Source organism: Hymenobacter puniceus (genome assembly GCF_014333525.1).
Lineage (GTDB): Bacteria > Bacteroidota > Bacteroidia > Cytophagales > Hymenobacteraceae > Hymenobacter.
The window spans coordinates 658,048-684,059 of sequence record NZ_JACSCX010000003.1; the positions used below are offsets into that span (position 1 = coordinate 658,048).

Consider the following 26,012-nt stretch of genomic DNA (forward strand, 5'->3'; position numbering starts at 1 on the left):
AACGCCTGCGCCGCATGCCCACTGCAACGTGCCCTATCTACGGCCCGTAGCCAATAGCCAGCCCGTTAAGCGGAGGGCGCGATACCTAACGAAGTCGGCCTTCTTTATAATAAGTAAGAGCCCATATAGATATAGTGAGTACTTACCTCACTTCTCAGCATCTCTATGGTGTCAGTAAAAGAGGGGGTATAAGGTGGTTTTTACAGATTATTTAAAAATTGTGCGCTTGTGAAGGGGGGGTGTTGGTTCAAAATGACAGGTTTTTGAAAATAATGCCTTCAATTTCGAGGGTAGGTTTGGAAAGTAAGCTCTGATCTATAACCTTTGTATCTCTCAAACTGGTCTATCTACTAATTCCCGCTTACCACTTTCATGGCAATTCTTCGCTTTAAAGCACTTGAACTGGTTGATCAGCGTCAGCCGCTAACGGTAGAAAGCAGTGGTGAGCGTCGCTCCGACAGCTTCGGCAAGAACGTATTCAACCTGGATGCTATGCGGGCTACCATGCCCGGCGAGTATTTCAAGAAGCTGCAAAGCGCCATTAAACTGGGCAGCCCGGTAGAGCGCAGCGTAGCCGACGCCGTGGCTTCGGCCATGAAAACCTGGGCCATGGCTAAGGGCGCCACGCACTATACGCACTGGTTCCAGCCCCTGACCGGCGCTACGGCCGAAAAGCACGATTCCTTCTTCGACCTGAACTCCGACGGTCGGCCAATTGAGAACTTCAAAGGTTCGGCGCTGGTGCAGCAGGAGCCCGATGCTTCGTCGTTCCCGAACGGCGGCATCCGCAACACGTTTGAGGCCCGCGGCTACACTGCCTGGGACCCGACGTCGCCCGCTTTCATCATTGAAACCGCCGGCGCCAAAACCCTCTGCATCCCTACCATCTTCGTCGCTTATACCGGCGAGGCTCTCGACTACAAAGCCCCGCTGCTGAAGTCGCTGGCCCGTCTGGAAAAGGCCGCCGTGGATGTGTGCCAGTACTTTGATAAGGATGTAAACCGCGTGCACACCACGCTGGGCATCGAGCAGGAGTACTTCCTCGTCGACCGCGCCCTATTCAACGCCCGCCCCGACCTGGTGATGACCGGCCGCACGCTGTTCGGCCACTCGCCGGCCAAAGGCCAGCAGCTAGAAGACCACTATTTCGGCTCAATTCCGGCCCGCGTGCACGCCTACATGCTGGAGTACGAAGAGGAAGCCAACAAGCTGGGCATTCCGCTGCGCACCCGCCACAACGAGGTAGCCCCGCACCAATTCGAGTGCGCCCCGACCTTCGAGGATGCCAACCTGGCCGTTGACCACAACCAGCTGCTCATGGACATCATGGAGCGCGTGGCCGACAAGCACAACTTCAAAGTGCTGCTGCACGAGAAGCCGTTTGCCGGCGTCAATGGCTCGGGCAAGCACAACAACTGGGCCATGAGCACCGATACCGGCGTGAACCTGCTCGCGCCCGGCCGCCGTCCGAAGGAGAACCTACAGTTCCTGACGTTCTTCATCACCACCATCAAGGCCGTGCACCGCTACGCCGATTTGCTGCGCGCCAGCATCGCCTCGGCCAGCAACGACCACCGCTTGGGCGCCAACGAAGCCCCACCGGCCATCATGTCGGTGTTCGTGGGGTCGATGCTGGACTCGGTGCTGGATGAGCTGGAGCGCACCGCTAAAGTGCCCCTCGACAAAGGCGACAACATCTATCTGAAGCTCGGCATCGATAAGATTCCGGCCATCCTGCTCGACAACACCGACCGCAACCGCACCTCGCCCTTCGCCTTCACCGGCAACAAGTTCGAGTTCCGCGCCGTGGGCTCCAGCGCCAACTGCTCGTCGGCCATGACCACGCTGAATGCTATTGTAGCGGAGCAGCTCATCGACTTCAAAACGTCGGTGGATGCGCTGATTGAGCAGGGCAAGAAGAAGGAAGTGGCCATCGTGGAAGTGCTGCGCGAGTACGTTATCAGCTCGAAAAGCATCCGCTTCGAAGGCAACGGCTACTCCGACGAGTGGAAAGACGAAGCCGCCAAGCGTGGCCTGTCCAACGTGCCTACCACACCCCAGGCCCTCGACGCCATGGTGGAGAAAGAGTCGTCGGACTTGTTTGAGCGTCACAACATTTTCTCGCACGTGGAGCTGCACGCCCGCCACGAGATTCTGCTGGAAGACTACATCAAAAAGATTCAGATTGAGAGCCGCGTGATGGGCGACCTCGCCGTCAACCATATCATCCCGACGGCCGTAGCGTATCAGACCAAGCTGGTGAGCAACGTACAGGGCCTGCGGGAACTGGGCCTCGACGATGAGTACTCTCAGGTAACAGTAGACACCATCAAAGCTATTTCGCGGCACATCTTCACCATCAAAACGCAGGTGGAAGAGATGGTGAACAGCCGCAAAGTGGCCAACAAGATTGACGACACGCGTGAGCGGGCCATTGCCTACTGCGACACTGTCAAAGCGCATTTCGACGCCATCCGCCGCTCGGCTGACAAGCTGGAGCTGATGGTGGCCGATGAGGACTGGCCGCTGGTGAAGTACCGTGAACTATTGTTCCGGCACTAAGCCCAGCGTTCAGAATCGGACCCGGAGTTGGGTGGGAATTTTCTCTGGGTCATGATTTCAGAAAGGCCGTTTCCGGGTGGGGACGGTTTTTTTGTGCCCATCCAGTACGCTGCATAAGGCATAAGAAACACGGCCTGATGGATACCGTCAGGCCGTGCTTGGTCTCGTCAGCAGTAAGCAGTCGTGTAGCAGCAGTATGCAGGTATCCGCCACCATTCCCGGCGGCACGCCTGCCCTTAACTTAAGCCAGCTCAGCATTGGCTCCTGCGGCAAACCAGATTAGAGACCTGTTTTGAACTGTACTACTGCTGATGCAGACGCACTTGAAACTCTGTTTCCCGGCGCGTTTGCGTGAGGTGTTTTGAACATGCCGGTTGTAATATTGTGTGAACGACCATTTTGGTAAAGCATCTTTATTTAGCTGGTTGCTCTGGCAGATGTGCCCTGGCGGGGGCAAACCCAGATGCTTGGTTGAAATTTTGGTCCGCAAATCGTATTTCCTCGACCTGTATCCCGCTCTTATTGCCTAATTAATGCCTGCACTAGATTTCCTGTCTGTCTTTAACGCTCAGCCCGGCGCTACCCTCTTGCTGTCTCCGGACTGGGTGATACTGGGTGCCAGCGATGACTACCTGGCCGCGACCCTGACCCAGCGAGATACAATTGTGGGACAGTTCATCTTCGAGGCCTTTCCCGACAATCCCCAAACCCCCGAGGCCAACGCCGTAGCAAACGTACGCGCCTCCCTGCAGCAGGTGATGGCGACAAAACGGCCACACGAAATGGCGCCCCAGCACTACGATGTGCCCGACCGCACGCAGCCCGGCCAGTTCGTTGAGCGCTACTGGCAGCCGCGCCACACGCCGGTGCTTGATGCGCAGGGGCAGGTGCAGTTCATCATTCAATCCGTGCAGGACATCACCACTAGCCGCCAGGCCGAGCGGCAGCTGCTGGCCAGCATGCAGGCTGAGCAAGAAGCTTTTGCCGTGGCCGAGCAGCAGCGCCAACGCTTCCGCGAGGTGCTCACGCAGATGCCCGCATACATTGCCGTTTACCAGGGGCCAGACCACATCTACCAGTTCGTTAACCCCGCCTACCAGAGCTTGTTTCCGCACCGCTCCTTTCTGGGCCGGCCATTTCGGGAGGGAACCCCCGGAATCCGTCGAGTTGGGGGTTGTGGCCTTATTTGATTAGGTGTACCTAACTGGGGAGCCGGTCTACCTGCGCGAAATGGAAGGCTGGTTTGACTTTCACGGCAACGGGCAGCCGGTGCAGGTCTTTCTAAACATCTCCCTACATCCGTTGCGCGATGTGCAGGGCCACATCGACGGGGTGATGGACTTCACGTATGACGTGAGCGAGCAGGTGCGCGCCCGCCAGCAAGTTGAGCAGCTCAACCAGGCGCTGGAAACCCGCGTGCAGGAGCGTACCCAGGAGCTGCGCGAGAGCAATGCCCACTTGCAGCGCACCAACGCGGACCTGGATACCTTTGTCTACACCGCCTCGCACGACCTCAAAGCGCCAATCACCAACATTGAGGGCCTGTTACTGACCCTGCACGAGGTACTGCCGGCCGAGGTGCAACAGACGCAGCTGGTGGCTGAGCCACTGCGCTTGCTGCAGGACACGGTCAGCCGCTTCCGCGTCACCATCACGCAGCTCTCCGACTTGGTGCGCTTACAGCAGAGCCAGGCAGGCCCGACTCAACCGGTGATGCTGGAGCCCCTGCTGGAGGCTGTATGCCACGATCTGGCCGCCGAAATAAAGGCGGCCGAGGCCACAGTGCACCTGCATATACCGGCAGAGCTACAGATCAACTTCATCCCGGCCAACCTGCGCTCCATCGTGTATAACCTGCTCAGCAACTCCGTGAAATACCGTGCTCCTGAGCGGCCAGCCCACATCTGGGTGCGAGCTGAGCAGCAGGCCAGGGTGGTAACGCTGACCGTGCAGGATAATGGCCTGGGCTTAAACCAAGCGCAGCAGGGGCGCTTGTTTCAGGTATTTCAACGCCTGCACACCCACGTCGAAGGGTCGGGCGTTGGGCTTTACATGATTAAACGACTCATTGAGAACGAGGGCATTGCTGTGAGCAGTGAGCCAGGCGTGGGCACCACATTCATCGGGACGTTCCGCGCCTGATGCGCGCCTTTCTGTTGTTTCCGTCTTATGCCCCTCTATCTGGGGCCTCGTCGTTCTTAGTCGCTCATGAAGACGCTGCTTGTGATCTGCTGCAACGTGTATTTTCCACTTAACAACACTGCCGACTGCTCTGAAGAGCAGTCGGCAGTTGTATGCAAGGACGCGAATGTAGTTCCGTCCACAAAATTCAATTAACCTGAGAAAGCTAGAAAATCAGCTTTGCTAATTAGCCTCCAAAATCTGAAACAGCTCATCCAGTTTCGGCGTCAGGATGATTTCGGTGCGGCGGTTGATGGCCTTGTTGGCGGGCGTATCGTTGCTGGCTACCGGCATAAACTCGCTACGGCCGGAGGGAGTCACCTGAGCGGCGGGCAGGCCGGCGCTGGTTAGAATGCGCGTGATTTCCGTGGCGCGCAGCACGCTTAGGTCCCAGTTGTCTTTGGCTCCATTCACAACGCCTTTCAGCTGCACGTTGTCGGTGTGGCCTTCCACCAGCACGTTCACGTCCTGGTTGCCTTGTAAGGCAGTAGCCAGTTTTTTTAACGCCTCCTGGCCTTTCGGATCCACTTTCGTCGAGCCCGACTTGAAAAGAAGCTGTTCGGACAGCGACACGTAAACTTTTCCATTTTTTACATTCACCTGCAGATCCTGGGCATTGAAGCCCAGCAGCGCGTCGCCCACTTTCTGGCGTAGCGCTTTCACGGCGGCATCTTTTTGCTCCAGAATGCGCTGCATTTCAGCAATGCGCTGTTCCTTGGAGCGTAGGTCGGCAGAAAGAGCTGTATTGGCCTGCTCTGCTCCGCTCAGATTCTGGTTGAGCTGGTTTACCTGCTGGTTTTTGTTGAGCAGGCTGGAGCGCAAAGCTTCTTCGTTACGGGCCTTTTCCTGCTCCAGAGCCGTTTTCTGGGCCTGTAGCTGGTCGCGGGAAGAGGTCAGGGCCGCATTCTGCTGCTGCAGAGCGGCAATTTCTTTGGCATTGCAGCCGCCGAGCAGCAAAGAACCGGCACTGCACAGCATCATCAGGGAAGTACGCATGGGCAACGGTGGAATAAAAGGGCGAACGATGGGGACAGCACAACTGTACTACTACAGTTTCAAACGGACTAGGCCACCGAGGAGTTGCTGGCGCCCTGAGTGCCGTCCGGATTCTGTGTTACTTTGCTGGCAAGTCTGTCAGGCTCTAACCCAGCAGCAGGCTCCCGGCTGTTGCAGCGTTTCGCCGTGTTACGGCTGGCCCCGGCCAGCAGACTAAGCCGGAAACTAAGCAGGAGAGTAGCGCCTGTATCTGATGGATGTTTTTGCATGAATGAGTTGACGTTTCCGCCGCGATGCGCGGCAGCCATGTGCTGGATGCTGCTCCTGCTGGCCGCAACTATTGCTTCGGCTCAGGCCACTGTTCCGCCAGCCACTGCGGGCTATTGGGTGGAGCTGCGCAATAAGGCAGGCGTAGAGTTCAGCCCGACTACGTATTTCAGCGCTGCTGCCCAAGCCCGGCGCCAGCGCCAGCACCTGCCCGCTGCTGATAGCTCCGACTTTCCGCTACGCGCTGATTACCTGCGGGCGGTGCGTGAGCACACCGATTCGGTGCTGCTTGTCAGCCGCTGGTTTAATGCGGTAGCCTGCCGTGCCACGCCAACGCAGGCGGCTGCACTGGCGCGGCTGCCAGGCGTGGTGCGTGTGTCGCGGCTGGAGGCGCTGGCGTTGCTACCGGCTTCCCAGGCAGCCCCAACCGATGCCCTAACTACTGACCGCCCGCTTAGCACCGCCGACCGGCAGCTGGCCCGCCGCCAGACCCGTAGTCTTGGCGCCGATGCGCTGCGCCAGGCTGCCCTGGCTGGCTCCGGGATACGCATTGCCGTATTCGACGTTGGTTTCAGTGGGGCCGACAAGCACGCGGCGTTCTGGGAATTGTTTGAGAGAAAACGGGTAGTGGCCACCTATGACTTTGCCCGGCATACTACCAATGTCTTCCACGGCGGCAGCCATGGCACCGAAGTACTGGCCTGCCTGGCCGGCCGCTTGCCCGATGGCACGCCGCTGGGGCTGGCCACCGACGCCACCTACCTGCTGGCCCGCACCGAGCGGATGCAGCGTGAGCTATACCGCGAAGAGCTGGATTGGCTGGCCGCCGCCGAATGGGCCGACCGCAACGGCGCCGACATCATCAATTCCTCGCTGGGCTACACCACACGGCGCTACTTTCCGGAGCAAATGAACGGGCGCCGTAGTTTGGTGGCCCGTGCCGCCAGCCTGGCCGCGCGCAAAGGTATGCTGGTGGTAAGTGCCGCCGGCAACGATGGCGACGACAACGACTGGCACACCGTGGGCACTCCCGCCGATGCCGACTCGGTGCTGGCTGTAGGAGGAGTAGATCCCGAAACGGGCCTGCATCTGAACTTCAGCGCCTATGGCCCCACTGCCGACCGGCGGCTCAAGCCTAACGTATCCGCCTTCGGTACAGTCCTGGCAGCGGCGCCCAACGGCAGCTATGTGCGGGTGGATGGTACGTCCTTCTCCAGCCCGTTGGTAGCGGGGCTGGCGGCCTGCGCTTGGCAGCAGCAGCGCGGCCTCACGGCCATGCAACTGTTTGGGCTGCTCCAGCAGTCGGCCACTTTGTATCCTTACTACGACTATGCCCACGGCTATGGGCTGCCGCAGGCCAGCCGACTACTGCACCTGGCTGCCCGTGGGGGCGCCGCCGCTGGCCCGTCGCCAACCATCGATTTTGTGGTGCAGGACAGTTTGCTGGCTGTGAATATTCGGACTGAAGCTCTGAAACCCTTGCCATTCTACTCTGACTCCCTGAGTACGCTGCCTGACCCCAAACGGGTGTCGGCAGTTGGACGTGAAGAGTCCCGTCCGGCCGGTTCCACCCAGTCGGTGGTGGGGGGCGTGAGCGGAGCAATGGGGCTACCTGCTTCGGGCTACCTCTACTGGCATATTGCCGACGCGCGCGGAGTGCTGCGGCGCTATGAAGTGGTGGAGGTCAGCCAGCGGGCTATTCTGCGCATTCCGCGCCGCACCCTGCAGTCCGGTGATGTGGTCCGCGTATTTTATTTGGGCGCTACGCACAGCTACCCGGTTTTATGAAGCATTGCTACCTGATTATCCTGCTGGCTGCCATGTGGCTACACCCTCGCCTCGGGCATTGCCAACGGGTGTTACTGCAGTCCACCGTCTCTCAGGATACCACCTACGAACAGTATGGCCCGAACCGGGCGTTTTACAATCATCTGTATGTCAGTTATATGCCCGTAGTAGGTGTGGCTGCCGGACCGGGCGCCCCGCTGCGCTACGGCAGCTCGGCCGAGCTGGCAGTGGGCGTACGCAACAAGTTCCGGTTCAGTGAGCCCCTGAGCGCGGGTTTCGACCTGCGTTTTGTGCGCCGCACCTATGATCTGGCTCAGAAGACGGGCAAACTGCTGCCCACACCCACGCAGCACTACCGCGAGTCGTTGGCGCTGATGGAAACCCACCTGGAAACATTTGTCCGGTTGAATGTGGGAGCCCGTGGCAACGTTGTCGGCCGCTACCTCGACCTGAATGGCTGGGGCGGCTGGGCCCTGAGCACTGCGCACCGCACCGAAGACCGGTCTTCCGGCAACAGTGCCAAAAAGGTTCGGATCATCGCAACCGGGCTGCCTTATCTGCGCCGCTGGTCCTACGGAGTGGGGGGCCGGCTGGGCACGGGCCGCTATGCCGCTGTGGCCCGCTACCGCCTCTCCGATACGTTCACCTCCGCTGCTCCGATGGAATTTCCGGAACTGCCCCGCTGGACCGTAGGAGTGGAAATAGGCTGGCTATGATGCGCCAAGCCTGAAATGCTAACTGCCAGCGGAGCTTTATTGAAGCTGGAAGCCGGAATTATTGTAGGGATGGAAAAAGAAAAAAGTAAACCAGCCCAACCCTGTGCCATTTTTTGGGTAGATAGGCACAGAGCCGTAACTTTGATAGAGAATTTCCTTGCCGCGGCTTATTAGATGCTTTCCGGATTTTGGGAAGTTTTTCACGCAGCCGAACTGACTTGATAATGGGTTCTTACCACCAGATGAAAAAAATTCTATTGGCCGCCGCCTGCACGGGAATGCTGCTTCAGACTACCTCCTGCATCAATACGGAGAAGGAGATGGGCAACTCCCGCAACCCCGACCGCCCCTTCACGCCTACGCCTGAAGGAACCCGTAGCCGGGTGAACGAGCGCACGGTGTTGCGCACCGTGAATGCTACGCATTACTTTTCTAACACCAAGACCAAAGACAACTTCGTGCTGCAGCTGCAAGGCACTAAAATCCTGAACGCTCAAGCCAACCTTATCATCATCAGCAGCACCGGCGATACGCTACGCAAAGAGTCAATGCCTGCAACGGCCTTGCTCGACGAGCGGGAAATGGACGACCCACAGTCGGCCACCGTGCGCGACAAGGAAATTGCCATTCTGCAGGGTATGAATGCCTTCTTCCGGGAAGACCGATTCACCCAGCCGGCTGTGGCGCGCACCGCCACTCAGCCAGCAGATGTAGATCCAGCCGCGTGGCAAGCCGTGAAGGCCGACACCAAGGCTTATGGCTTCGATTATATTGCCAATGGCAAAGAACGTCGTTTGGCGTATGCCAAGAAGCTACAGAAAGCCGTGATTGTAGCAGAGTAAATACTGCAACTTGTACACAACCAACAAGGCCCTGCTCACAGACGAGCAGGGCCTTGTTGGTTTATAATAAAACGGTGCAATGGTTTAAATAGCAAATAGGTGAATAGGTGGCTGACAGTGTTTTTTTGAATCAGGAGCCGAAGTTTTCGGCGGCCAGCCAGCCCAGCTGGCCTGCTGCACTACGCACCAGCCGGTAGCCGCCAAACTCACCCAACACGGCCACCGAGCTTTTGGCCGGCAACGAATCGAGGGCGGCGGCGCCCACAGCAGGGGCAGCATACAAGTCGGTGGCGGCCGGTAGCGCTAAGCGGCGAAGGGAGGCGGCCGGTACTACAGTGCGCGCCGATACATAGCCAATCTGCCCATTCGGGTGCTGCACGCGGTACCAGTCGGCCTGGCTGCCTACCACCAGCAGCGGGGTATCGCGCGCGAGAACTGCCACAGCGGCTTGCTTGGCTACGGGACCCCGGCGCAGGTCGGTACGTTTCTCCTGCACCCGTACCCATTCGCCCAGGCGGCCCGGGGCCGTGCGCGGCGCGGCGGGGGCAGCATCGGCGCGGCGCACAAACGGGAACGGGTCGACGGCACCCCGGCCGCCGCGGTACACGCCGAAGTGCAGGTGGGGCGGGGTGGTGCGGGCATTGCCGGTGTTGCCCACCAGCCCCAGCGTATCGCCGATGCGCACCTGCTGGCCGGGCTGCACCAGTTGCTTATCAAGGTGGGCGTAGTAGAGGTGCTGGCTGTGCTCGGTGTCCATGAGCCAGACCACGCGGCCTCCGCGTGGGGTCTCATTCACGCGGGTGATGTAGCCGTTGGCAGCTGCCACGGCCGGCGTGCCGCGCTTGGCAAAAATGTCGATGCCCTCGTGGCGGCGGGCCCCGCCGTCCCGGTCAACGCCCCAGAAGCTGCCCACGGCCACGTCGTTTTTGCCCCGCACCGGAAAGCTCAGGCTGGGCGCCCGCTGAATCCGGAGCGTAAACCGGCCGGTGCGCAGCAGTTCGGGCTGCACGCGCAGCAGATGCTGGCGGTCGTCTTCGGCCACGTAGCTGAAGGCCAGTGCTGTTGTGTCGGCGGAAGCCAGCGGCCGGGTGGCGCGGCGTTCCGGGTCCAGCTCAAAGGCATCGAGGAACACGCGGGCGTCGGTGTTTTTGTCGAGGGTGAGGCTGATGCGGACGGTTTCACCCTCGCGCACCTGGTAGCGGTAGGCAGCGGCCGTAGCGCGGTCGGCCGCGAAGTAGCCGGTTTCCTGAAACGGCAGCGTCACCACCAGCGAGTCGCGCAAGGCGCGGTCGGCAGCAGCCAGCCAGTCGCGGCCCAAGGCCGTTTCGGCAAGGCCGGCCTGGCGCAGCTGGCGGGCGTAGGCTTCGTGGGGAGTAGTTTTCTGAAAGATGCCCTGCAGGGTTTGCTGTTTGCCACAGGCAGCCAGCAAGAATAAGGACGCTAGAAATAGGGCGTAACGAACGGGGAGTGGCATGAAGAACAGTTGGTTTCCTGCTCAACCCCATTCCGGGCGCTGTAGTTCGGCCTGCGCCGGCACTACCACGGACTGGTTGCGGTGCGGCTGTTACAGCGGTGCTATTTCAGCAATGACCTGGCAATACCCGCTTGCAACAACCGGTCAGGTGAATTCGGCCTCGGAGCGGCGGTGGTGCTTGGAGCAGCGGAAACCAGTATACTTGAGGCGTTATTAGCCTTACTTCGCCTGCCGTTATGTTTTCTGCTGCCCGTATCGTTACCATTCGTAAAAGTAAAGGGCTTTCTCAGGAAGTGCTGGCCGAGCAATCGGGGGTGAGCTTGCGCACCATTCAGCGGGTAGAGCAGGGCGATACGGTGCCGCGCGGCCACACGCTGCTGGCGCTGGCGACTGCCCTGCAGGTGCCGCTAGAGCAGCTGCACGCAGAGCCCACACGGGTAACGTCTGCAGCGTTGCCGTTGGAACCGGCTCAATCGGCGCCTGCGGCGCTGGCGGCGGCTTCCCCGGCCAACCTGGCTACAACTACGGCCACACTGCCCGCCTGGCAGGAGGCCGCTACAGCTACTGTAGTGCCAGCTGATATGCCCGCGCCCACGCCCGTCCTGCGTTCCGACCCCGATTTCCTGCAGCTTATTAACCTAAGCGCACTTAGCTTTCTGGTGTTGCCGCTGCTCAATCTGGTGGTGCCGTTTGTGCTGTGGCGGAAGCAGCGGCACACCATTGCGCATGCGGCCGAGGTGGGCCGGCGGGTGCTGGGCTTTCAGGTGCTGTGGCAGGTGGGCAGCTTCTTCGCGTACGTGCTGCTGGCCGTAGGACAGGTGGTGGCGGTGCAGTTTCAGCGGACGCCCATTAAAGGAGGCTTCTTGCTGGTGATGGTGGTTACTTACCTGCTCAACGTGCTGACAGTGGCCTACTATGCCCGCCGCCTGCGGCAGGGGCGGCTGGACATCTATCCGGTGCGGCTCTGACAATGACTGGCCGTTGCTTCAGCTGATAAGGGCTGTTAATTGGCTGATAGAAATACGCCATTTTCGAGCTAAAGCAAATCGACGTATATAGTGTAAGCTGCTGATGTGTAGTTGTTTGCGGCATGTGGCGGGCAAATGGCGGGCAAATGACGCACGGCTGAGCGAGAGGAGCAGGTAGGTTTGCTGCCGTCTTCCACCCCTCATTTCAGTGTCATGAAAACGCTCTTCAAAATTCTGCTTTCCGTAGTGCTGCTGCTCGTTGTGAGCGGCATTGGCGGGTACTTCTATATGAAGCAGAAGTTTGCGCCGCCGGTTAACCAACTCTCGGTAACAGGCCTGCCCGCTGTCGGCTCGCTCCGCTGGACCACCGATACTACCGCCAAACCCGCCGTGCAGCACGACGCCCTGCTGGTGCCCGTGCAGCTGCCGAATTGCCCGCGCACGCTCTACCTGCAATTTGATACCGGCGCCCCCTACACCTTGCTCTACGCGCATCAGCTGGAAGTGCTGCGCCGCCACTACCCGGCCCTAAGCACCTCGCTGCAGGTTTCCCAGGATATGGTGCAGAACTTCCGGTTCAGCCTGGGCGGGGCACCCGTGACGATGCGCCAAGCCAAGGTGCTGGCCCTGGGCCGCCCCGAACTGCCCGCCGATAGCCTGGCGCCCTATGTCATTGGTACGCTGGGCACGGATGTGCTGGACGGCCGCGTGCTGGTTCTGGATTATGCCCGTAACCAGTTCACCCTCAGCACCAAAGTGCCCGATAGCCTGGCGCGGCGCGCCGAATTCGGGCCGCTGGCTTTCACCAACCGCCGGGTGCTGCTCGATGCCGGGCTGCAGGGCAAGCCTCAGCAGCTGCTGTTTGACTCGGGTTCTAGTGCCAACGCGCTGATTACCAGCGAGGATATTTGGAGCCAGCTGGCAACGCCGGGTGCGCCCACCCGCACCACTGCTTCCAACTCCTGGGGTAAAAAGCTGCTCGTGCACACGGCCCCCACGGCCGCCCAAATCCGCTTTGGCACCATCGAGGCCCCGCTGCGCACCGTCACCTACATTGAAGGCATGGGCCTGATGCAATCGACGCTGATGCGCTTTTCGGGGATGGCGGGCATGTTGGGCAACCAGCCGTTTGAGGGCCGCACCCTGATTCTGGACGTGAAGGGCCGCCGCTACGGCGTAGTGCCGCGCTAACAGGCCAACCGGGCCACAGCGGGCAGATGTCGGGCAGGCTTCTACCTTTGCGCCTCCCACTCAGCTTGCTGCCCATGAAACTTATCGACTGCCCCCGCGACGCCATGCAGGGCTGGCCCACTTTCATCCCGACCGACCAGAAAACCACCTACCTGAACGCGCTGCTGCGTGTGGGCTTCGACACTCTGGATTTCGGCTCATTCGTGTCGCCGAAAGCCATTCCGCAGCTCGCCGACACCGCCAAGGTCCTGGAAGGGCTGGACCTGGCGCAGTCGGGCACCCGGCTGCTGGCCATCGTGGCCAACCTGCGCGGGGCCGAAACCGCTGCCCAGTACCCTCAGATCCGCTACATCGGTTTCCCGCTGTCGGTGTCCGAAACCTTCCAGCAGCGCAACACCAACAAGAGCATTACGGCGGCATTTGAGGACGTGACGCGCATGCAGGAGTTGTGCGCGCGTACCGGGCAGGAGCAGGTGGTGTACCTGAGCATGGGCTTCGGCAACCCCTACGGCGACCCGTGGAGCCCCGAAATCCTGGGCGAGTTCACTCAGAAGCTCGACGCGCTGGGCGTGGGCATCGTGGCTTTGTCGGATACCATTGGGGCCTCCATGCCGGCCACCATTGCGCCGGCTTTCCGTGAGCTGACGGCGGCCTTCCCGCACATCGAGTTCGGGGCGCACCTGCACACCACGCCCGCCACCTGGCGCGAGAAGGTGCAGGCTGCTTATGAAGCCGGCTGCCGCCGCTTCGACGGCGCCCTGGGCGGCTACGGCGGCTGCCCCATGGCCACGGACCAGCTAACCGGCAACATGCCCACCGAGCGTCTGATTGAGTTTGCCACCGAAAAAGGGGAGGAGCTGCATCTGAACCTGGAAGCGCTGGCCGAGGCCATGCAGCTGAATCAGGAGATATTTGCGGGGCATTAGCTAGTAAATACTATGTCCATGATTGGAATAGAATTTTACAACCGCCAAGCTAATAAGTTAGCAATATGGGTTGAGCCTGATTGCTATGAAATCGAGCTGAAACCAGACACAGAGTACAGAATTGAATCGAATGATAAGGATCAGGAATATCGTTTAGAGTTTGATGCTAGTATGATTGTGCTGTATATACAACGTGCCTTTGGCTATAAGCTTTTTGAACGTAGGTATTCAGAGGAAATTAGTTACCCTTATACATGGCAACTAATTGAGGATTATTTATAACTCCCAAAAACAGTCATCAGCTTCATGCCAACTGCCGTCGATATCTTCATTCCCTGCTTTGTAGACCAGCTGTTTCCGCAAACTGCCATGAACATGGTGAAGGTGCTGGAAGCCGTGGGCTGCGAGGTGCACTACAACAGCAATCAGACATGCTGCGGTCAGCCTGCCTACAACGCGGGCTACAAGGCGGAAAGCCGCGAAGTGGCGTGCAAGTTTCTTGATGATTTCCCCAACGAGCCGGGCCGCTACATCGTGAGTCCTTCGGCCTCGTGCGTGGGCATGGTGCGCAACTCCTACGCCGAGCTGTTCGATGGCAGCCCCGAGCAAGGCCAATACCACGGTATCCAGCGCCGCATCCACGAACTGACCGAGTTTCTGGTGGACGTGCTGGGCGTGCAGTCGGTGCCGCAGGCCCGCCTCAATGGCACTTACACCTACCACGACTCATGCTCGGCATTGCGCGAGTGCGGCATCAAAGAAGGCCCGCGCCGTTTGCTGGATGCTATTCCGGGCTTGCAGCGGCTGGAAATGGTGGAGAGCGAAACCTGCTGCGGCTTCGGCGGCACCTTCGCCGTGAAGTTTCAGGCCATATCCGTAGCCATGGCCGAGCAGAAGGTGGAGCACGCCCTGGCCACCGGCGCTAACTACATCGTCAGCACCGACACGAGCTGCCTCATGCACCTCGACGCCTACATCCGCCGCGAGAAGAAGCCCATCAAGACGATGCACATTGCCGATGTGCTGGCGAGTGGCTGGTAAGGGAGTTTCAACTTGACAAACTCGGCGTTAACGTTCCGATTATGAGTGGCGAACCAAACAGGTATGACACTTGACGAAAAACGTAATGTACTGGCCTCCATATCCACCAGCATTCCTGCTTATCCACGTTTGGTCCGCTTAGCCGTTAGCTTGGCAGAACGCTTTAAGCCAAGTGTAGCTGCAACACTCGAGCGCACAAAGGTCTTAGCTTATTGGCTGTACGTGTATGAGTTACCGGAAATATGCCTGCAAGTTTGTCGGCTGCTCAATGATTTGGAGTTCAAGCAGGATTATAATCAATGGACTTGGGTAGAGTTGACCCTGGCATTGGAATGGAAGCTGCGGATTGAAGCCGGACAAATGGCAGCCGCTCAAATGTGTGTGGAAAAGCTTCAAGCTACCAACTCCGTTGGAAATCCCTTTATGCAGCAGATTAAGGTGGGCGCATTGAGCAGGCGCTTAGCTGGAGGTTTATTACGGGACGTCGAGATTGAGCAAGCAGAGCTATTTGGCGATAGTGCGACTGCTACAGCTTATCGGCTAATTGAATTAGGGGAAATCTTATTTATTCAAGCTCAAGGAGGTTCAGCCGATTTATCTGTAACTGAACTCGAACAGCGTTTTGCTGCAGACTTGACCAAATTGCGTGCTGTCAAGCCCTAGTTGGTAGCTGAACAACAAGCAAATAGGAGAGCCTGTCTTCCTGAGCAAAGTGCGTATGAAGCGGCATGCTCAGGAAGGCAGGCTCGGTGGTAAAAGCAACTAAATTAGTTGCTTCACCCGCTCCATCAGGCTCTCCGAAGCCTCCAGCAGCGGCAGGCGTACGGCGCCGGAGCAGAGGCCTTGTGCGGCCAGGGCGGCTTTCACGCCGACGGGGTTGCTTTCCTCATACATCAGCGGGTTGAGGTCGGTGAAGCCGAACAGCAGCTGGCTGGCCTTTGGGAAGTCGCCGGAGAGGGCGGCGCGGGTCATGTCGGAGAAGCGGCGCGGGAAGGCGTTGGCCAGCACCGAGATGATGCCCACGGCCCCGAAGCTGATCAGAGAAGTCGTCATCATGTCGTCGCCGGAAATCAGCAGGAAGTCGGCGGGCTTGGCGGCGGCAATGGCAATGCACTGCTCCAGGTTGCCGCTGGCTTCCTTGATGCCGATGATGTTGGGGTGCTGGGCCAGGTGCAGCGTGGTGGCCGCCGTGAGGTTAGAGGCGGTGCGGCCGGGCACGTTGTAGAGGATGATGGGCAGGGGCGAGGCGTCGGCCAGCCGCTCGTAGTGGGCAATGATGCCGCGCTGGCTGGGCTTGTTGTAGTAGGGCGAGGCCGACAGAATGGCCGAAACGCCGGTAAGGTCGGTGGAGCGCAGCAGGGCTTCTGTGGCGGCCGTATCGTTGCCGCCGATGCCGTACACGAGCGGCACGCGGCCGGCGGTGTGCTCCCGGGCCACGCGCAGGATTTCCGCCTTTTCGTCGGTGGAAATGGTGGGCGACTCGGCTGTGGTGCCGTTGATGACGAGGTACTCCACCCCGCCATCAACAACGAAATCGAGGAGGCGGCGCAGGGCCGGGTAGTCCACGGCGTGCGTATCAGAAGTAAAGGGCGTGACGAGGGCGACGCCGGTGCCGTGAAGCTTGTCCATGCGAGGAATTAGCTGTTGCTTTGTAGGGTAGGAGGTCAGGAACAAAGGTACGCCGATGTTCTGATGGGCCTTCTTTCCACAAAATTACAGCATTTGCCGGCTCTCCGGCCGCTTTTCCTTTTTCATGAAGCTTACTTCCTCCGCGCTGCTGACCGCCGCCGCCCTGGCCTCGGCCCTCACCCTGCCTTCCTGCAACGACGCCAAAACGGCCGCCACCGCCGAAACCAGCACCCCTGCCAGCACCGCCATGAGCGGCACCGCCGCCACCGCGGCCGCCGAAGACTCTGCTACTAAAGCAGGTACCACCGCCGCTGCTCCTGACCCCAGCACCATTCCGGCCGGTAGCATCGCCGATGCCGCCACCATCACGGCCCGGCCGCAGGTACCCATCCTGTGCTACCACCAGATCCGCGACTGGCGCGCCAAGGACTCAAGAGGCGCTAAAGACTACATCGTGCCGGTGGATGCGTTCAAAAAGCAGATTCAGATGCTGGCCGACTCCGGCTACCACACCATCCTGCCCGACCAGCTCTACGCCTACCTCACCACCGGCGCCAAGCTCCCGAGCAAGCCCATCATGCTCACCTTCGACGATACCGACCTCGACCAGTTCACGGTGGCCAAGCCCGAGCTGGACAAGCACAACTTCAAGGCCGTCTACTTCATCATGACCGTGAGCCTGGGCCGGCCGCGCTACATGAGCAAGGCGCAGGTGAAGCAGCTTTCGGATGAAGGCAACGTCATCGGCTCGCACACCTGGGACCACCACAACGTGAAGAAGTACCAGGGCGAGGACTGGGTGACGCAGATCGAGAAGCCCACCAAAACGCTGGAGGAAATCACCGGCAAAGACATCAAGTATTTCGCTTATCCCTTCGGCCTCTGGAATCCCGAAGCCATTCCGGAGCTGAAGAAGCGCGGCATGGTGGCCGCCTTCGTGCTGGCTGAAAAGCGCGACCCGCAGGACCCGCTGTTCACCATTCGTCGGATCATTGCCAGCGGCTACTGGAGCGCCCGCACCCTGCACAACAGCATCGTGCAGTCCTTCTAGGATCACGGATTAGCACGGATTTTAGCGGATTACACGGATTTTGTAGCTGGTGCTCTTCCTGATGCTTTCGTGAAAACGCCCCGTCTGCTTGCGCAGGTGGGGCGTTTTGCGTTGTCTAGCTGTTGAGTTGGGAGGAAGCTATTCGGTTTTGGCGCCGGCTTGCTTGAGGCTGGGCAAAGAGCCGCCGTTTACCACTCTGCGCATGCCCTGCCGGCGCATGAGCGTGGCGGCTTTGCTGCTGCGGTTGCCACTGGCGCAGTACACTAGGTAGGTTTGGGTGCTGTCGAGCTGGCTGACCTGCTGGGCGAAGTCGGCGGCTTTGAAATCCACGTTGCGGGCCCCCACGACGTGGCCGGTGGCGAATTCGGCCGGCGTGCGCACGTCCAGCACCACCACTTTATGGCGCCGGATGAGCTTGGTGGCCTTGGCCGGCGCCATGTCGGGTGGGGGTGGCGTGGGCGCCTGGGCCAGTACCGCGCTGCCCGTAAGTAGGCTGGCCAGCGCCAGGGTGGAAAGGTAGCGGTACATTGTTAGGGACTTTGTGAAAGAAGGCAAACTGCTAAGTTGTCCAGCCGGGAAGCTAAACCGGACTGCGCTAGAACAATGAAGTTTGGGTTCCGGTGCCCTGGAGTGGCGTTGAATCCGAATCGGCCGACATAGTAGGTGCTGTATCGTCGGTTTCTGCGGGGGCTGAAGTGGCTTCCGGGCCGGCGGGCAGCATGGCCAGCAGCTCAGTTTCGCTGATGATGGGCACCTTGAAGCCAACGGCTTTTTCGCGCTTGGCCGGGCCCATCTTGTCGCCGGCTACCAAAAAGCTGAGTTTCTTGCTGATGCTGCCCGTGATTTTGCCGCCGTGCGCCTGAATCAGGGCCTGCAGCTCGTCGCGGGAGTGCAGCTCAAACACGCCCGACAGCACAAACGTCAGCCCTTCGAGGCGGTTGCTCATAGCCTGGGGCGCCTCGCCGGTGAGGGCCAGCTGCACGCCCGCCGCCCGCAGCCGCGCCACCAGCTCCTGGTTTTGCGGCTCCTGAAACCACGCCGCCGCCGACTCGGCAATGACGCCGCCCACTTCCGGCACGGCCGCCAGCTCGGTGGCTGTAGCGGCCATCAGGGCCTCCATAGTGCGGTAGTGGTTGGCCAGCTTCTCGGCCACGGTTTCGCCTACGTACCGGATACCCAGCCCGAACAGTACCTGGTCGAAGGGCACCTGCTTGCTTGCCTCCAGCCCAGCCACCAGCCGCTGCACCGACTTTTCGCCCATACGGTCGAGCTGCGCCAGCTCCTCGGCTTTGGCCGGCAGGTCATAGAGGCTGGCCGCGTCCGTCACAAGCCCCAGGTCGAAGAAGCGGCCCACGGTTTCGGCGCCCAGACCGTCGATGTTCAAAGCCTTGCGCGACACGTAGTGCTCCAGCTTGGCTTTGCGCTGCGGCGGGCAGCCTCGGTCGTTGGGGCAGCGGAAATGCGCCTCGCCTTCGGGCCGGATCAGGGGGGTGCTGCAGGCCGGGCACACCGTAGGGTACACAATCGGCTGGCTGTCAGTGGGCCGCGCAATCAAATCCACACCCGTAATTTTAGGAATGATTTCGCCCCCTTTCTCCACAAATACCATATCGCCGACGCGCAAATCGAGGGCCGCAATCTGGTTGGCGTTGTGCATGGACGCGCGCTTAACCACGGTGCCGGCCAGCGGCACGGGGTCGAGCAGGGCCACGGGCGTGACGGCGCCGGTGCGGCCCACCTGGTACTGCACGTCGCGCAGACGGGTGCGGCCCGCTTCGGCCGGATACTTATAGGCAATGGCCCAGCGCGGGCTTTTGGCCGTGTAGCCCAGCAATTCCTGCTGCCGGAAATCGTCGATCTTAATAACGATGCCATCCGTAGCTACGGGCAGCGTGAAGCGCTTTTTATCCCATTCGTGCACGAAATCCAGCACCTCCGCAATGGAGCCGCACCGCCGCCACGTGTCCGACACGGGCAAGCCCCAGCCACTGAGGGCTTCCAGTGAGGCACTGTGCGTGTCAAAGATGCTGCGGCCCGGCATCAGAAACGAGTAGGCATAGAAGCGCAGGCGCCGCGCCGCCACCAGCGCCGAGTCCTGCAGCTTGAGGGCGCCGCTGGCAGCATTGCGCGGGTTGGCCAGCAGAGCCTCGCCGTTTTCCTCGCGCTCGGCGTTCAGCTCCGCGAAAACCGGCAGGGGCATGAATATTTCGCCGCGCACCTCAAACTCCGGCGGCTGGGCGGGGCCGGCCGTGCGCAAATGCAGCGGCAGGTTCTTGATGGTGCGCACGTTGCTGGTTACCACGTCGCCGCGGGTGCCGTCGCCGCGCGTGACGCCCTGCGTAAGCTGGCCAGCTTCGTAGGTTAGGCTCATGGCCACGCCATCGAACTTCAGCTCGCAGACATAGGCGTAGTCGGCGCCCTCCAAACCCTTCTGTACCCGTTCGTCGAACTCGCGCAGGTCGGCTTCGGAGTAGGTATTGCCGAGGCTGAGCATCGGGTAACGGTGCGCTGCCGTCGGGAACTGCTTGGTGATGGTGCCGCCCACGCGCTGGGTGGGCGAATTGGTGTGGGCCAGTTCAGGGTATTGCTTTTCCAGTTCCGCCAGCTCCGCCAGCAAGTGGTCAAACTCCTGGTCCGGAATTTCGCTGATGTCGCGCTGGTAGTACTGGTAATTGAGGTGGTGCAGGCGTTCGGTGAGGGCCGTAATTCGGGCTTGGATGTCGGGCGTCATAAGGCAGAGAAGAAAGCAGCCGGCACAAGGGCCGCCCACCTAAAGCAAACGGTAGAAGCAACTGATTTCGGGAGTGCAAGCTACGGCTTTATGCGCAGCTAGAACGGAAAAAGCCCGCCTGAATACCATCAGGTGGGCTTTTTAGTGAGGTTAGCAAAGCGGTGGTGCCCTACAGGGTTTTGTCGGCTACGAGTACGCCGCTGGCTTCAAAATTGAGTTGCACTTCTGGCTTGGTAATGGCCGCCACTTCTTTTTCCGACTTGCCGGCATCCTTGGCATAGTGCTGCAGATCTGACACGGGCACTACCTCGCGGTGGGCCCAGCCGTCAATCACTACCGTCTGGCCGGAAATGTCCTTTGGCACGAAGAAGGCGTAGTCCTTGAACTTAACCCGCATTTCCTGGCCTTCGGGCGTTTTCATGGTCAGCCAGCACCCTTTGGCCTGGCACACGGCATCGGCCTTGCCCACCAGCTTCACCTGGGCCGAGTCCTGAGTGCCGAGCACCTGCTGCAGCTCCGACAGCGGCCGTGCGCCTTCGGCCGTCACGGCGGCCCCGTAGGTTTTGCCAGTGAGGGTTACCGGCGTAGCGGCCGGCGTTTGGGCGGTAGCAGTCGTTTCGGTGGCTGGCGTGGTCTGGCAGGCGGCCAGCGTCAGGAGGGTGGCGGCCAGGCTGAATTGCTTGATGGTCATGGATATGGGCGCTGAAAAAAGGTTGCGCCCTGAAATTACGACTTTTTTGTTTTGACTTTTACCTTCTCGGACGTTTGGCGGCTGGCGGCACTACGAGACGTCAGCTCACGCACTTCACTGAGCTTGCCGTTTTTGGTGTAGCGCTCGGTGCGCACAATGCCCACGCCCGGCGCATAGTAGTCGATTTGCTTGGTGCTGCTGCGCATGGCCATGTCGGGCCGCGGGATGGTGGCTTCCTCACGCTCGGCCTCTACCTTGTAGCACTGGAAGGTGCCGGCCGGCGTGGTAATCGGGGCCGGGCCACTTACTACGCGCCGCTTCTGCAGGGTGGTGCTGACAGTAGCAATGCTCACCACCGAGCTGCTGATCTTGATGCTGACCCCACCGGCCGGTAGTTCCGTGCCTACCGTCGGCTGGTTGGGCCAGGCCAGCGGCGTGGTTTCGAAGGCCAGCTTCCGGTCGCGGAAGGAGCGGAGGGCGTCGTTGTTAATTTCGCCCATGCCATCGGTGAAGCTGGTGTCGCGGCGGGCCCGGAAAGTTAGGTCCTGAATGCGGTCCAGCGTGTTTTTACGGCTGTAGGTGCCGCTCTTGAGCAGTGCCGTTTGCTCGGTTACCTTTAGCTTGTCTTCCTCTCTTTCAGTAGTTTTCAGGTCTGCTACCCGCTGCCGAACCTCGCCTATGGCCTTGCCACCAGCATCAAGCACGCGGTACACCAGTTCTGTATTGTCGGTGAGGGCAAAAGGCTGACTGGCCGCCGTGGCTGTAGCGCCAGGAGCCAGGTTGGCAGTTTGGGCCAGAGCGGAGGAAAGCGGCAGTGCCAGAGCAGGGGCCAGCAGCAGAAAGCGAAAGGAGAAGGGCATAAGCCAGCTGAACAATAAAAAAGGTGAGTGGGCCAACATACGCAATCCGGCATATTTTGATTGCAAGCTTAAGCAGTGACCTCTCAAAAGTGCTGCCAGTATGCTTTAGTGCTACCCACCGGCATTCCGGAGTCCGGGCGGGCGTGTAACTTGCGAACCAGCGCGCCGTTTGGCAGAAACTGCCGACTATTGCGCGTTGCATCATTCCTCAACCACTCATTCTCATGCCCGATTCTTCCGCACAACCTACTTCCTGGGCCGATACGGCCGCTTCTTTGCTATCCAAGCTGTCGGGTGGCGTAGAGCTGGCCCTGGCTTTCGACCAGATGGAGCTGCAGGTGCCCAACCCGCAAAACCCCACCGCGCCAGCTGCTACCTGGCGCCTCAATGGCTCGCTGCGCATCCGTACGCGCGGCGAAAAGCCCGCCGATTCTGCGTTGCCACCCACTACGCCTTCGTCCATTGGCTAGTGGCCTCGAAATAGAGGCGCAGCTGGTTGTTTCGCTGGATGGCGACGATATTCAGGTAGCGGCCTCGGGTACCTACCTGATTCTCAATGTGCCCAGCCAGCGGGTGCTCGACAAGCTCACCAGCGGCCCGCCCAAAGACCCCAACGCGCCGCCCAAGCCCAAAGACCCGCGCGCCCCCGACCCACTACAGCAGCTCAACGACTTGGCCCTGCGCCTAGGGCTGGTGCTGGATTTGCGGGTTGCAGGCAAAACCTACGTCACGTTCGGCACCAGCCGCAGCCCAAAAATCACACTCAACGCCGTGCTAGGCAAAATCGGGTCATTCTTTAAAAATTAGGGCTCAGGGAATAGGGCTCAGTGCTTGGGTGCTTCATTTCTCTGGACGCCCCAAGCACTGAGCCCTATTCCCTGAGCCCCAAAATACCCCAAATCCTGCTTGTCGGGGGGCGTGTGGTTTGCGTATCTTGGAAGGAGGCAGAACGCCTGGGCAGCATCATTTTACCGGAACTAAAGGCGGTTGGAATGGTTTGCCAAACAACCCTTGCTACTTCTGCTGCGCATGAACTCCGATAAAGAACGTAAAGACAAAGTGGGTGCCAACCAGCCGGTTTCCACCTTCCAGCGCATGGAGCGGGTGCCGCCGCTGCAAATGATGCTGTACCTGGGGCTGGTGGGCATCGGTGTGCTGTTCCTGTTTTTGGTGGGCGCTTACATCAGCACCCGCTCGGCCACCCAGCTGCCGGCCGGCATTCAGCAGTTTCCCAAGTTCTTTTCCATCAGCACCATCGTGCTGCTTCTGAGTAGCTACGTGCTGGCGCAGGCCCCGCGCCTCTACCGCACCGACGACGTGAACGGGCTGGCGCGCTGCCTCGGGGCTACGCTGCTGCTGGGCAGCATCTTTGCGGGTTTGCAGGTGCTGGGCTGGCGGGAGCTGATGTTGCAGGGTGTATTCTTCGAGGGGAAAGCCAGCGGCACTTATGTATACCTGATTTCGGCGCTGCACGTGCTGCACCTGCTGGGCGGCATGTTGTTTCTGCTGGCTTTGCTGTTGCGCACCATGCATGCTTCCCGCGACGCCGTGCGTACGCTGGTGTTTATCCGCAACCCCTACCGCCGGCTGCAGCTCCGCATGCTGGGTACCTACTGGCACTTCATCGACGCGCTGTGGGTGCTGCTGTTTGTGGTGTTTGTGTTTATGTATTAGTGGTTTTAAGTGATGAGGTGAATGGTAATGGGGTAATGAGGCGTCGGACACACATGTGTCGCTTCATTATTCCATTACCATTCACCTCATCACTTAAAACCACTACCGCGCCAGCGTGATAGGGCCTTTGAACTTGCGGCCATCCGTGAATTCGATGAGGTAGAAGTAGGTGCCGGGCGCCAGCTGGCCGCCATCCCAACGAAAGTTGCGGTCGGTGCTGCGGAATACCAGGTTGCCCCAGCGCGAGAATATTTTGACGTCGGCAAAGCGCGAGTCGCAGAAGTCGGGCGGCAGGTTTTCCACCTGGAAGTATTCGTTGAGACGGCCCGGGTCGTTGTTGGGTGTGAAGATGTTGGGCGGCGTGAAAGCCACGGTATCCGGATTGATCAACTCGAAACGCACCACGCGGGAGCGGGGCTCGGGGCGGCAGGTGGTTTCCTGCAGCCGAAACGTCACTTCCAGGGCGCCTTCCGGCAGCTTGAGGCCGGTGCAGTTTGGGTCCCAGCGGAAAGTGGCAGTGGCGCGGCCGTTGCCGTTCTGCGGCCGGAAGCTCATGCCCGCTGCCGCCAGATCAAACCCGTTGCCGGTAGCCGACAATACCAGCGGGTCGGTATCGGCATCGGTACCCGTAAAGGTGGCTTCGTAGGCGTTGCCGATCAGGCGCCGGATGCGTACCGGCGCATCAATCGGGCCGGTAGGGCTAGGGGCCGGCAGGCTGGAAACCAGCACGGGCGGCGTGTTGGAGTAGTCAATCTGGATGGGAATGCGCAAACTCACGGCCGTAGGCTCGGAGCAGGGCCCGGCACTGACCGTGAAGTCGAACTCGTAGGAGGTACGGGCCGCCGCCCGGCAGTCTACGCGCCACGTGAAGCGGCCCAGCAGCTGATTGCCGTTGGCTTGCTGCACGAACGTGACGCCTAAGTCGGTGGGCGCAAAGCCGCGCCCGGCCATGCTCAGCGTCATTGGGTCACTGTCGGCATCGAAGCCCGTTACGTCGAAGGTTATCAGGTCACCGATGCGGGCACGGAGAGGCAGGGCGGCCGTGCTGCTGATAACAGGCGGCGTGTTCGGGTCGGGAATAGCCGTGAAAGCCAGACGGACGGTGTCGCGCTTGGGCAGGCTGCAGCCGTTGTCGGCCACTATCAAATCCAGCAGATATACCTGGCCGCGCGTGTTGAAGCAGGCCGGAAAGCACAGCTGCGACACCAGCGTGTCGGGCGCGCCGGGGCTGCGCACCGTGCCCTGGGTGGTGCTGAACGTGGGCAGCTGCCCGGCCGAGAAGTTCACGGGCCGCAGCGACATGGTGAGGCGCGACGGCGAATCGGGGTCGGAAACTTTGAGGGTGAGGCAGCGGCTGAAGCCAGGGCGCAAACGCAGCGTGTCGCGGCCAGGCCGGAAGGTGCCGGCGCCGTTGGGCATTGTCACGCGCATGGTAGGGGCGGCGTTGCGCGGGCAGCTGATGACTTTGAGTTGAAAATCGCGCCGCGCTTCCCCAATCTTCACGCCCTGCCGATACTCCGAGCACCGGATGCCGAACACAAATAGGCCCTCGTCGGTGGGGCGCACCTGCAGGCGGCCGGTCTGCCGGTTGATGCTGAGCGTAGGCGTGCCGGGAATCTGGTTGAAGGTGCTCAGGCCGGCAGTCCAGCGTACTTCCTGGTACGGCTGTGGGTTGGCTACGGGCGGCTTGGGAAGGCCCGGCGTGGAGTTTCCGTTTAGGGGCGTGGCCAGCTCATAAATCAGCGAATCCCCGTCGGCGTCCTGGCCCCCGAAATCGTAGTAGAACAGTTCCCCCAGGCAGGCATAGTCGCCGAGCGGTGGGAAGATGCGGGGCGTGGAGTCGCGGAAAGGCTGTCCGTTGCGCACCACCGGCGGAAACTCAAGATAGAACGTCTGCCCGGCGTCGGCCGGGTCCTGAATATTGCGGATGCCGCTGTTGCGGCAGCAGCGTTCCACGGCCGCGTAGTAGCCGGCGGGGTTGGTGTAGGTGTTGGCGGGCAGCTCCAGCCGGCCCGAGTATACGAGCTTGCGCGTGACCAGAGACGTGGGCAGCGCACAGGCCGGGCTGGTGTAGTTCACCAGCGTGTTGGCGCCCAGCGGCAGCGTCAGGTTCTGCATGCGCCGGTTGGTGCCTTTCTCGAAAATGCTAACCGTCAAATCATTGTCCAGGGCTCCGGAGCTGCCATTCACGGCATCGAAATACAGATTGAGCGTGAGTTGGTAGGTGGCGTTCTGCAGGTATTGCAGGTCCATTTCGCCGCCAACAATGTGGGTAGCGCGGGCTGGCAGGGCCAATAACAGGAGCAGCGCCGGTAGCAGGCGCCGGACCGAACCACAGGGGCCGAAACAGTAGGATAGAAGTGCATGCATAGAAGAGGCCGAGTGGGCTGGCGCGGATACCTTTCGAATATACGACGCCGCGCC

General features: G+C 60.4%; 24 protein-coding genes. 16 read left to right on the top strand and 8 right to left on the bottom strand.

The window, feature by feature from the left end:
* Positions 1-372: 372 nt before the first annotated feature.
* The 3 genes from H8B14_RS11430 (at position 373) to H8B14_RS21335 (ending at position 4,704) form a co-directional block, all read left to right on the top strand.
* On the top strand, positions 373-2,562 hold the full coding sequence (locus tag H8B14_RS11430; protein ID WP_187315760.1) for a glutamine synthetase III family protein: 2,190 nt from the start codon (positions 373-375) through the stop codon (positions 2,560-2,562).
* 533 nt (positions 2,563-3,095) lie between these two features.
* On the top strand, positions 3,096-3,752 hold the full coding sequence (locus tag H8B14_RS11435) for a PAS domain-containing protein (protein ID WP_187315761.1): 657 nt from the start codon (positions 3,096-3,098) through the stop codon (positions 3,750-3,752).
* A 4-nt stretch (positions 3,753-3,756) separates the two neighbouring features.
* Positions 3,757-4,704, top strand: a complete 948-nt coding sequence (locus H8B14_RS21335; RefSeq protein ID WP_187315762.1) for a sensor histidine kinase — start codon at positions 3,757-3,759, stop codon at positions 4,702-4,704.
* Positions 4,705-4,926: 222 nt separating this feature from the next.
* Here H8B14_RS21335 and H8B14_RS11445 read toward each other — a convergent pair whose 3' ends face one another.
* Positions 4,927-5,739: an OmpA/MotB family protein gene (locus H8B14_RS11445; protein ID WP_187315763.1), complete on the bottom strand. Its 813-nt coding sequence runs from the start codon at positions 5,737-5,739 to the stop codon at positions 4,927-4,929.
* Between the two features lie 315 nt (positions 5,740-6,054).
* Between H8B14_RS11445 and H8B14_RS11450 the strand changes: the two genes are divergently transcribed.
* From H8B14_RS11450 to H8B14_RS11460, 3 genes are all read left to right on the top strand, one after another.
* Positions 6,055-7,794, top strand: a complete 1,740-nt coding sequence (locus H8B14_RS11450) for a S8 family serine peptidase (protein WP_187315764.1) — start codon at positions 6,055-6,057, stop codon at positions 7,792-7,794.
* Complete coding sequence (locus H8B14_RS11455; protein WP_187315765.1) at positions 7,791-8,510, top strand: hypothetical protein; 720 nt, start codon at positions 7,791-7,793, stop codon at positions 8,508-8,510. The genes H8B14_RS11450 and H8B14_RS11455 overlap by 4 nt, the downstream gene beginning before the upstream one ends.
* Positions 8,511-8,752: 242 nt before the next feature.
* Positions 8,753-9,352: a hypothetical protein gene (locus H8B14_RS11460; protein ID WP_187315766.1), complete on the top strand. Its 600-nt coding sequence runs from the start codon at positions 8,753-8,755 to the stop codon at positions 9,350-9,352.
* 130 nt (positions 9,353-9,482) lie between these two features.
* Here the strand turns inward: H8B14_RS11460 and H8B14_RS11465 are convergent, their stop codons facing one another.
* Positions 9,483-10,826: a peptidoglycan DD-metalloendopeptidase family protein gene (locus H8B14_RS11465; RefSeq protein ID WP_187315767.1), complete on the bottom strand. Its 1,344-nt coding sequence runs from the start codon at positions 10,824-10,826 to the stop codon at positions 9,483-9,485.
* Positions 10,827-11,062: 236 nt separating this feature from the next.
* Between H8B14_RS11465 and H8B14_RS11470 the strand changes: the two genes are divergently transcribed.
* The 6 genes from H8B14_RS11470 (at position 11,063) to H8B14_RS11495 (ending at position 15,615) form a co-directional block, all read left to right on the top strand.
* On the top strand, positions 11,063-11,794 hold the full coding sequence (locus H8B14_RS11470; RefSeq protein WP_187315768.1) for a helix-turn-helix domain-containing protein: 732 nt from the start codon (positions 11,063-11,065) through the stop codon (positions 11,792-11,794).
* Positions 11,795-12,007: 213 nt separating this feature from the next.
* Entirely contained in the window at positions 12,008-12,985 is a 978-nt protein-coding gene (locus H8B14_RS11475) for a hypothetical protein (protein ID WP_187315769.1), read from the top strand.
* 74 nt (positions 12,986-13,059) lie between these two features.
* The gene (locus tag H8B14_RS11480) at positions 13,060-13,911 is read left to right on the top strand and encodes a hydroxymethylglutaryl-CoA lyase (RefSeq protein WP_187315770.1); all 852 of its coding nucleotides are present in this window, start codon (positions 13,060-13,062) and stop codon (positions 13,909-13,911) included.
* A 12-nt stretch (positions 13,912-13,923) separates the two neighbouring features.
* Entirely contained in the window at positions 13,924-14,193 is a 270-nt protein-coding gene (locus tag H8B14_RS11485) for a hypothetical protein (RefSeq protein WP_187315771.1), read from the top strand.
* 24 nt (positions 14,194-14,217) lie between these two features.
* The gene (locus H8B14_RS11490; protein WP_187315772.1) at positions 14,218-14,952 is read left to right on the top strand and encodes a (Fe-S)-binding protein; all 735 of its coding nucleotides are present in this window, start codon (positions 14,218-14,220) and stop codon (positions 14,950-14,952) included.
* 63 nt (positions 14,953-15,015) lie between these two features.
* Positions 15,016-15,615 carry a DUF6707 family protein gene (locus H8B14_RS11495; RefSeq protein WP_187315773.1) on the top strand — a complete coding sequence of 200 codons (600 nt, stop codon included), beginning with the start codon at positions 15,016-15,018 and terminating at the stop codon, positions 15,613-15,615.
* Positions 15,616-15,714: 99 nt separating this feature from the next.
* On the opposite strand, the gene dapA is transcribed toward H8B14_RS11495, so the two are convergent.
* Complete coding sequence (dapA, locus tag H8B14_RS11500; protein WP_187315774.1) at positions 15,715-16,581, bottom strand: 4-hydroxy-tetrahydrodipicolinate synthase; 867 nt, start codon at positions 16,579-16,581, stop codon at positions 15,715-15,717.
* Between the two features lie 124 nt (positions 16,582-16,705).
* Between dapA and H8B14_RS11505 the strand changes: the two genes are divergently transcribed.
* Positions 16,706-17,632, top strand: coding sequence for a polysaccharide deacetylase family protein (locus tag H8B14_RS11505; RefSeq protein WP_187315775.1), 927 nt, complete (start codon positions 16,706-16,708; stop codon positions 17,630-17,632).
* A gap of 138 nt (positions 17,633-17,770) precedes the next feature.
* Here H8B14_RS11505 and H8B14_RS11510 read toward each other — a convergent pair whose 3' ends face one another.
* The 4 genes from H8B14_RS11510 to H8B14_RS11525 all read right to left on the bottom strand — a co-directional run bounded on the left by H8B14_RS11510 (position 17,771) and on the right by H8B14_RS11525 (position 21,914).
* On the bottom strand, positions 17,771-18,160 hold the full coding sequence (locus H8B14_RS11510; RefSeq protein ID WP_187315776.1) for a rhodanese-like domain-containing protein: 390 nt from the start codon (positions 18,158-18,160) through the stop codon (positions 17,771-17,773).
* Between the two features lie 67 nt (positions 18,161-18,227).
* Entirely contained in the window at positions 18,228-20,363 is a 2,136-nt protein-coding gene (gene ligA, locus H8B14_RS11515; RefSeq protein ID WP_187315777.1) for an NAD-dependent DNA ligase LigA, read from the bottom strand.
* A 169-nt stretch (positions 20,364-20,532) separates the two neighbouring features.
* Positions 20,533-21,054: a DUF4920 domain-containing protein gene (locus tag H8B14_RS11520; RefSeq protein WP_187315778.1), complete on the bottom strand. Its 522-nt coding sequence runs from the start codon at positions 21,052-21,054 to the stop codon at positions 20,533-20,535.
* Between the two features lie 35 nt (positions 21,055-21,089).
* Positions 21,090-21,914: a TapB family protein gene (locus tag H8B14_RS11525; RefSeq protein ID WP_187315779.1), complete on the bottom strand. Its 825-nt coding sequence runs from the start codon at positions 21,912-21,914 to the stop codon at positions 21,090-21,092.
* 224 nt (positions 21,915-22,138) lie between these two features.
* Between H8B14_RS11525 and H8B14_RS11530 the strand changes: the two genes are divergently transcribed.
* From H8B14_RS11530 to H8B14_RS11540, 3 genes are all read left to right on the top strand, one after another.
* On the top strand, positions 22,139-22,384 hold the full coding sequence (locus tag H8B14_RS11530; RefSeq protein ID WP_187315780.1) for a hypothetical protein: 246 nt from the start codon (positions 22,139-22,141) through the stop codon (positions 22,382-22,384).
* On the top strand, positions 22,377-22,721 hold the full coding sequence (locus tag H8B14_RS11535; protein WP_187315781.1) for a hypothetical protein: 345 nt from the start codon (positions 22,377-22,379) through the stop codon (positions 22,719-22,721). Before H8B14_RS11530 ends, H8B14_RS11535 begins: the two co-directional genes overlap by 8 nt.
* 222 nt (positions 22,722-22,943) lie before the next feature.
* Positions 22,944-23,588, top strand: a complete 645-nt coding sequence (locus H8B14_RS11540) for a cytochrome c oxidase subunit 3 (protein WP_187315782.1) — start codon at positions 22,944-22,946, stop codon at positions 23,586-23,588.
* Between the two features lie 102 nt (positions 23,589-23,690).
* Here H8B14_RS11540 and H8B14_RS11545 read toward each other — a convergent pair whose 3' ends face one another.
* Complete coding sequence (locus tag H8B14_RS11545; RefSeq protein ID WP_187315783.1) at positions 23,691-25,958, bottom strand: T9SS type B sorting domain-containing protein; 2,268 nt, start codon at positions 25,956-25,958, stop codon at positions 23,691-23,693.
* Positions 25,959-26,012: the final 54 nt, after the last annotated feature.

What these genes read in the sequence shown, in the direction of transcription:
- ligA (WP_187315777.1), bottom strand. Translation starts at nt 20,363, where the DNA reads ATGACGCCCGACATCCAAGCCCGAATTACGGCCCTCACCGAACGCCTG.
- H8B14_RS11490 (WP_187315772.1), top strand. Translation starts at nt 14,218, where the DNA reads ATGCCAACTGCCGTCGATATCTTCATTCCCTGCTTTGTAGACCAGCTG.
- dapA (WP_187315774.1), bottom strand. Translation starts at nt 16,581, where the DNA reads ATGGACAAGCTTCACGGCACCGGCGTCGCCCTCGTCACGCCCTTTACT.
- H8B14_RS11520 (WP_187315778.1), bottom strand. Translation starts at nt 21,054, where the DNA reads ATGACCATCAAGCAATTCAGCCTGGCCGCCACCCTCCTGACGCTGGCC.
- H8B14_RS11495 (WP_187315773.1), top strand. Translation starts at nt 15,016, where the DNA reads ATGACACTTGACGAAAAACGTAATGTACTGGCCTCCATATCCACCAGC.
- H8B14_RS11475 (WP_187315769.1), top strand. Translation starts at nt 12,008, where the DNA reads ATGAAAACGCTCTTCAAAATTCTGCTTTCCGTAGTGCTGCTGCTCGTT.
- H8B14_RS11510 (WP_187315776.1), bottom strand. Translation starts at nt 18,160, where the DNA reads ATGTACCGCTACCTTTCCACCCTGGCGCTGGCCAGCCTACTTACGGGC.
- H8B14_RS11450 (WP_187315764.1), top strand. Translation starts at nt 6,055, where the DNA reads ATGCTGCTCCTGCTGGCCGCAACTATTGCTTCGGCTCAGGCCACTGTT.
- H8B14_RS11530 (WP_187315780.1), top strand. Translation starts at nt 22,139, where the DNA reads ATGCCCGATTCTTCCGCACAACCTACTTCCTGGGCCGATACGGCCGCT.
- H8B14_RS11430 (WP_187315760.1), top strand. Translation starts at nt 373, where the DNA reads ATGGCAATTCTTCGCTTTAAAGCACTTGAACTGGTTGATCAGCGTCAG.
- H8B14_RS11540 (WP_187315782.1), top strand. Translation starts at nt 22,944, where the DNA reads ATGAACTCCGATAAAGAACGTAAAGACAAAGTGGGTGCCAACCAGCCG.
- H8B14_RS11480 (WP_187315770.1), top strand. Translation starts at nt 13,060, where the DNA reads ATGAAACTTATCGACTGCCCCCGCGACGCCATGCAGGGCTGGCCCACT.
- H8B14_RS11460 (WP_187315766.1), top strand. Translation starts at nt 8,753, where the DNA reads ATGAAAAAAATTCTATTGGCCGCCGCCTGCACGGGAATGCTGCTTCAG.
- H8B14_RS11445 (WP_187315763.1), bottom strand. Translation starts at nt 5,739, where the DNA reads ATGCGTACTTCCCTGATGATGCTGTGCAGTGCCGGTTCTTTGCTGCTC.
- H8B14_RS11465 (WP_187315767.1), bottom strand. Translation starts at nt 10,826, where the DNA reads ATGCCACTCCCCGTTCGTTACGCCCTATTTCTAGCGTCCTTATTCTTG.
- H8B14_RS11470 (WP_187315768.1), top strand. Translation starts at nt 11,063, where the DNA reads ATGTTTTCTGCTGCCCGTATCGTTACCATTCGTAAAAGTAAAGGGCTT.
- H8B14_RS11505 (WP_187315775.1), top strand. Translation starts at nt 16,706, where the DNA reads ATGAAGCTTACTTCCTCCGCGCTGCTGACCGCCGCCGCCCTGGCCTCG.
- H8B14_RS11545 (WP_187315783.1), bottom strand. Translation starts at nt 25,958, where the DNA reads ATGCATGCACTTCTATCCTACTGTTTCGGCCCCTGTGGTTCGGTCCGG.
- H8B14_RS11525 (WP_187315779.1), bottom strand. Translation starts at nt 21,914, where the DNA reads ATGCCCTTCTCCTTTCGCTTTCTGCTGCTGGCCCCTGCTCTGGCACTG.
- H8B14_RS11455 (WP_187315765.1), top strand. Translation starts at nt 7,791, where the DNA reads ATGAAGCATTGCTACCTGATTATCCTGCTGGCTGCCATGTGGCTACAC.
- H8B14_RS11435 (WP_187315761.1), top strand. Translation starts at nt 3,096, where the DNA reads ATGCCTGCACTAGATTTCCTGTCTGTCTTTAACGCTCAGCCCGGCGCT.
- H8B14_RS11485 (WP_187315771.1), top strand. Translation starts at nt 13,924, where the DNA reads ATGTCCATGATTGGAATAGAATTTTACAACCGCCAAGCTAATAAGTTA.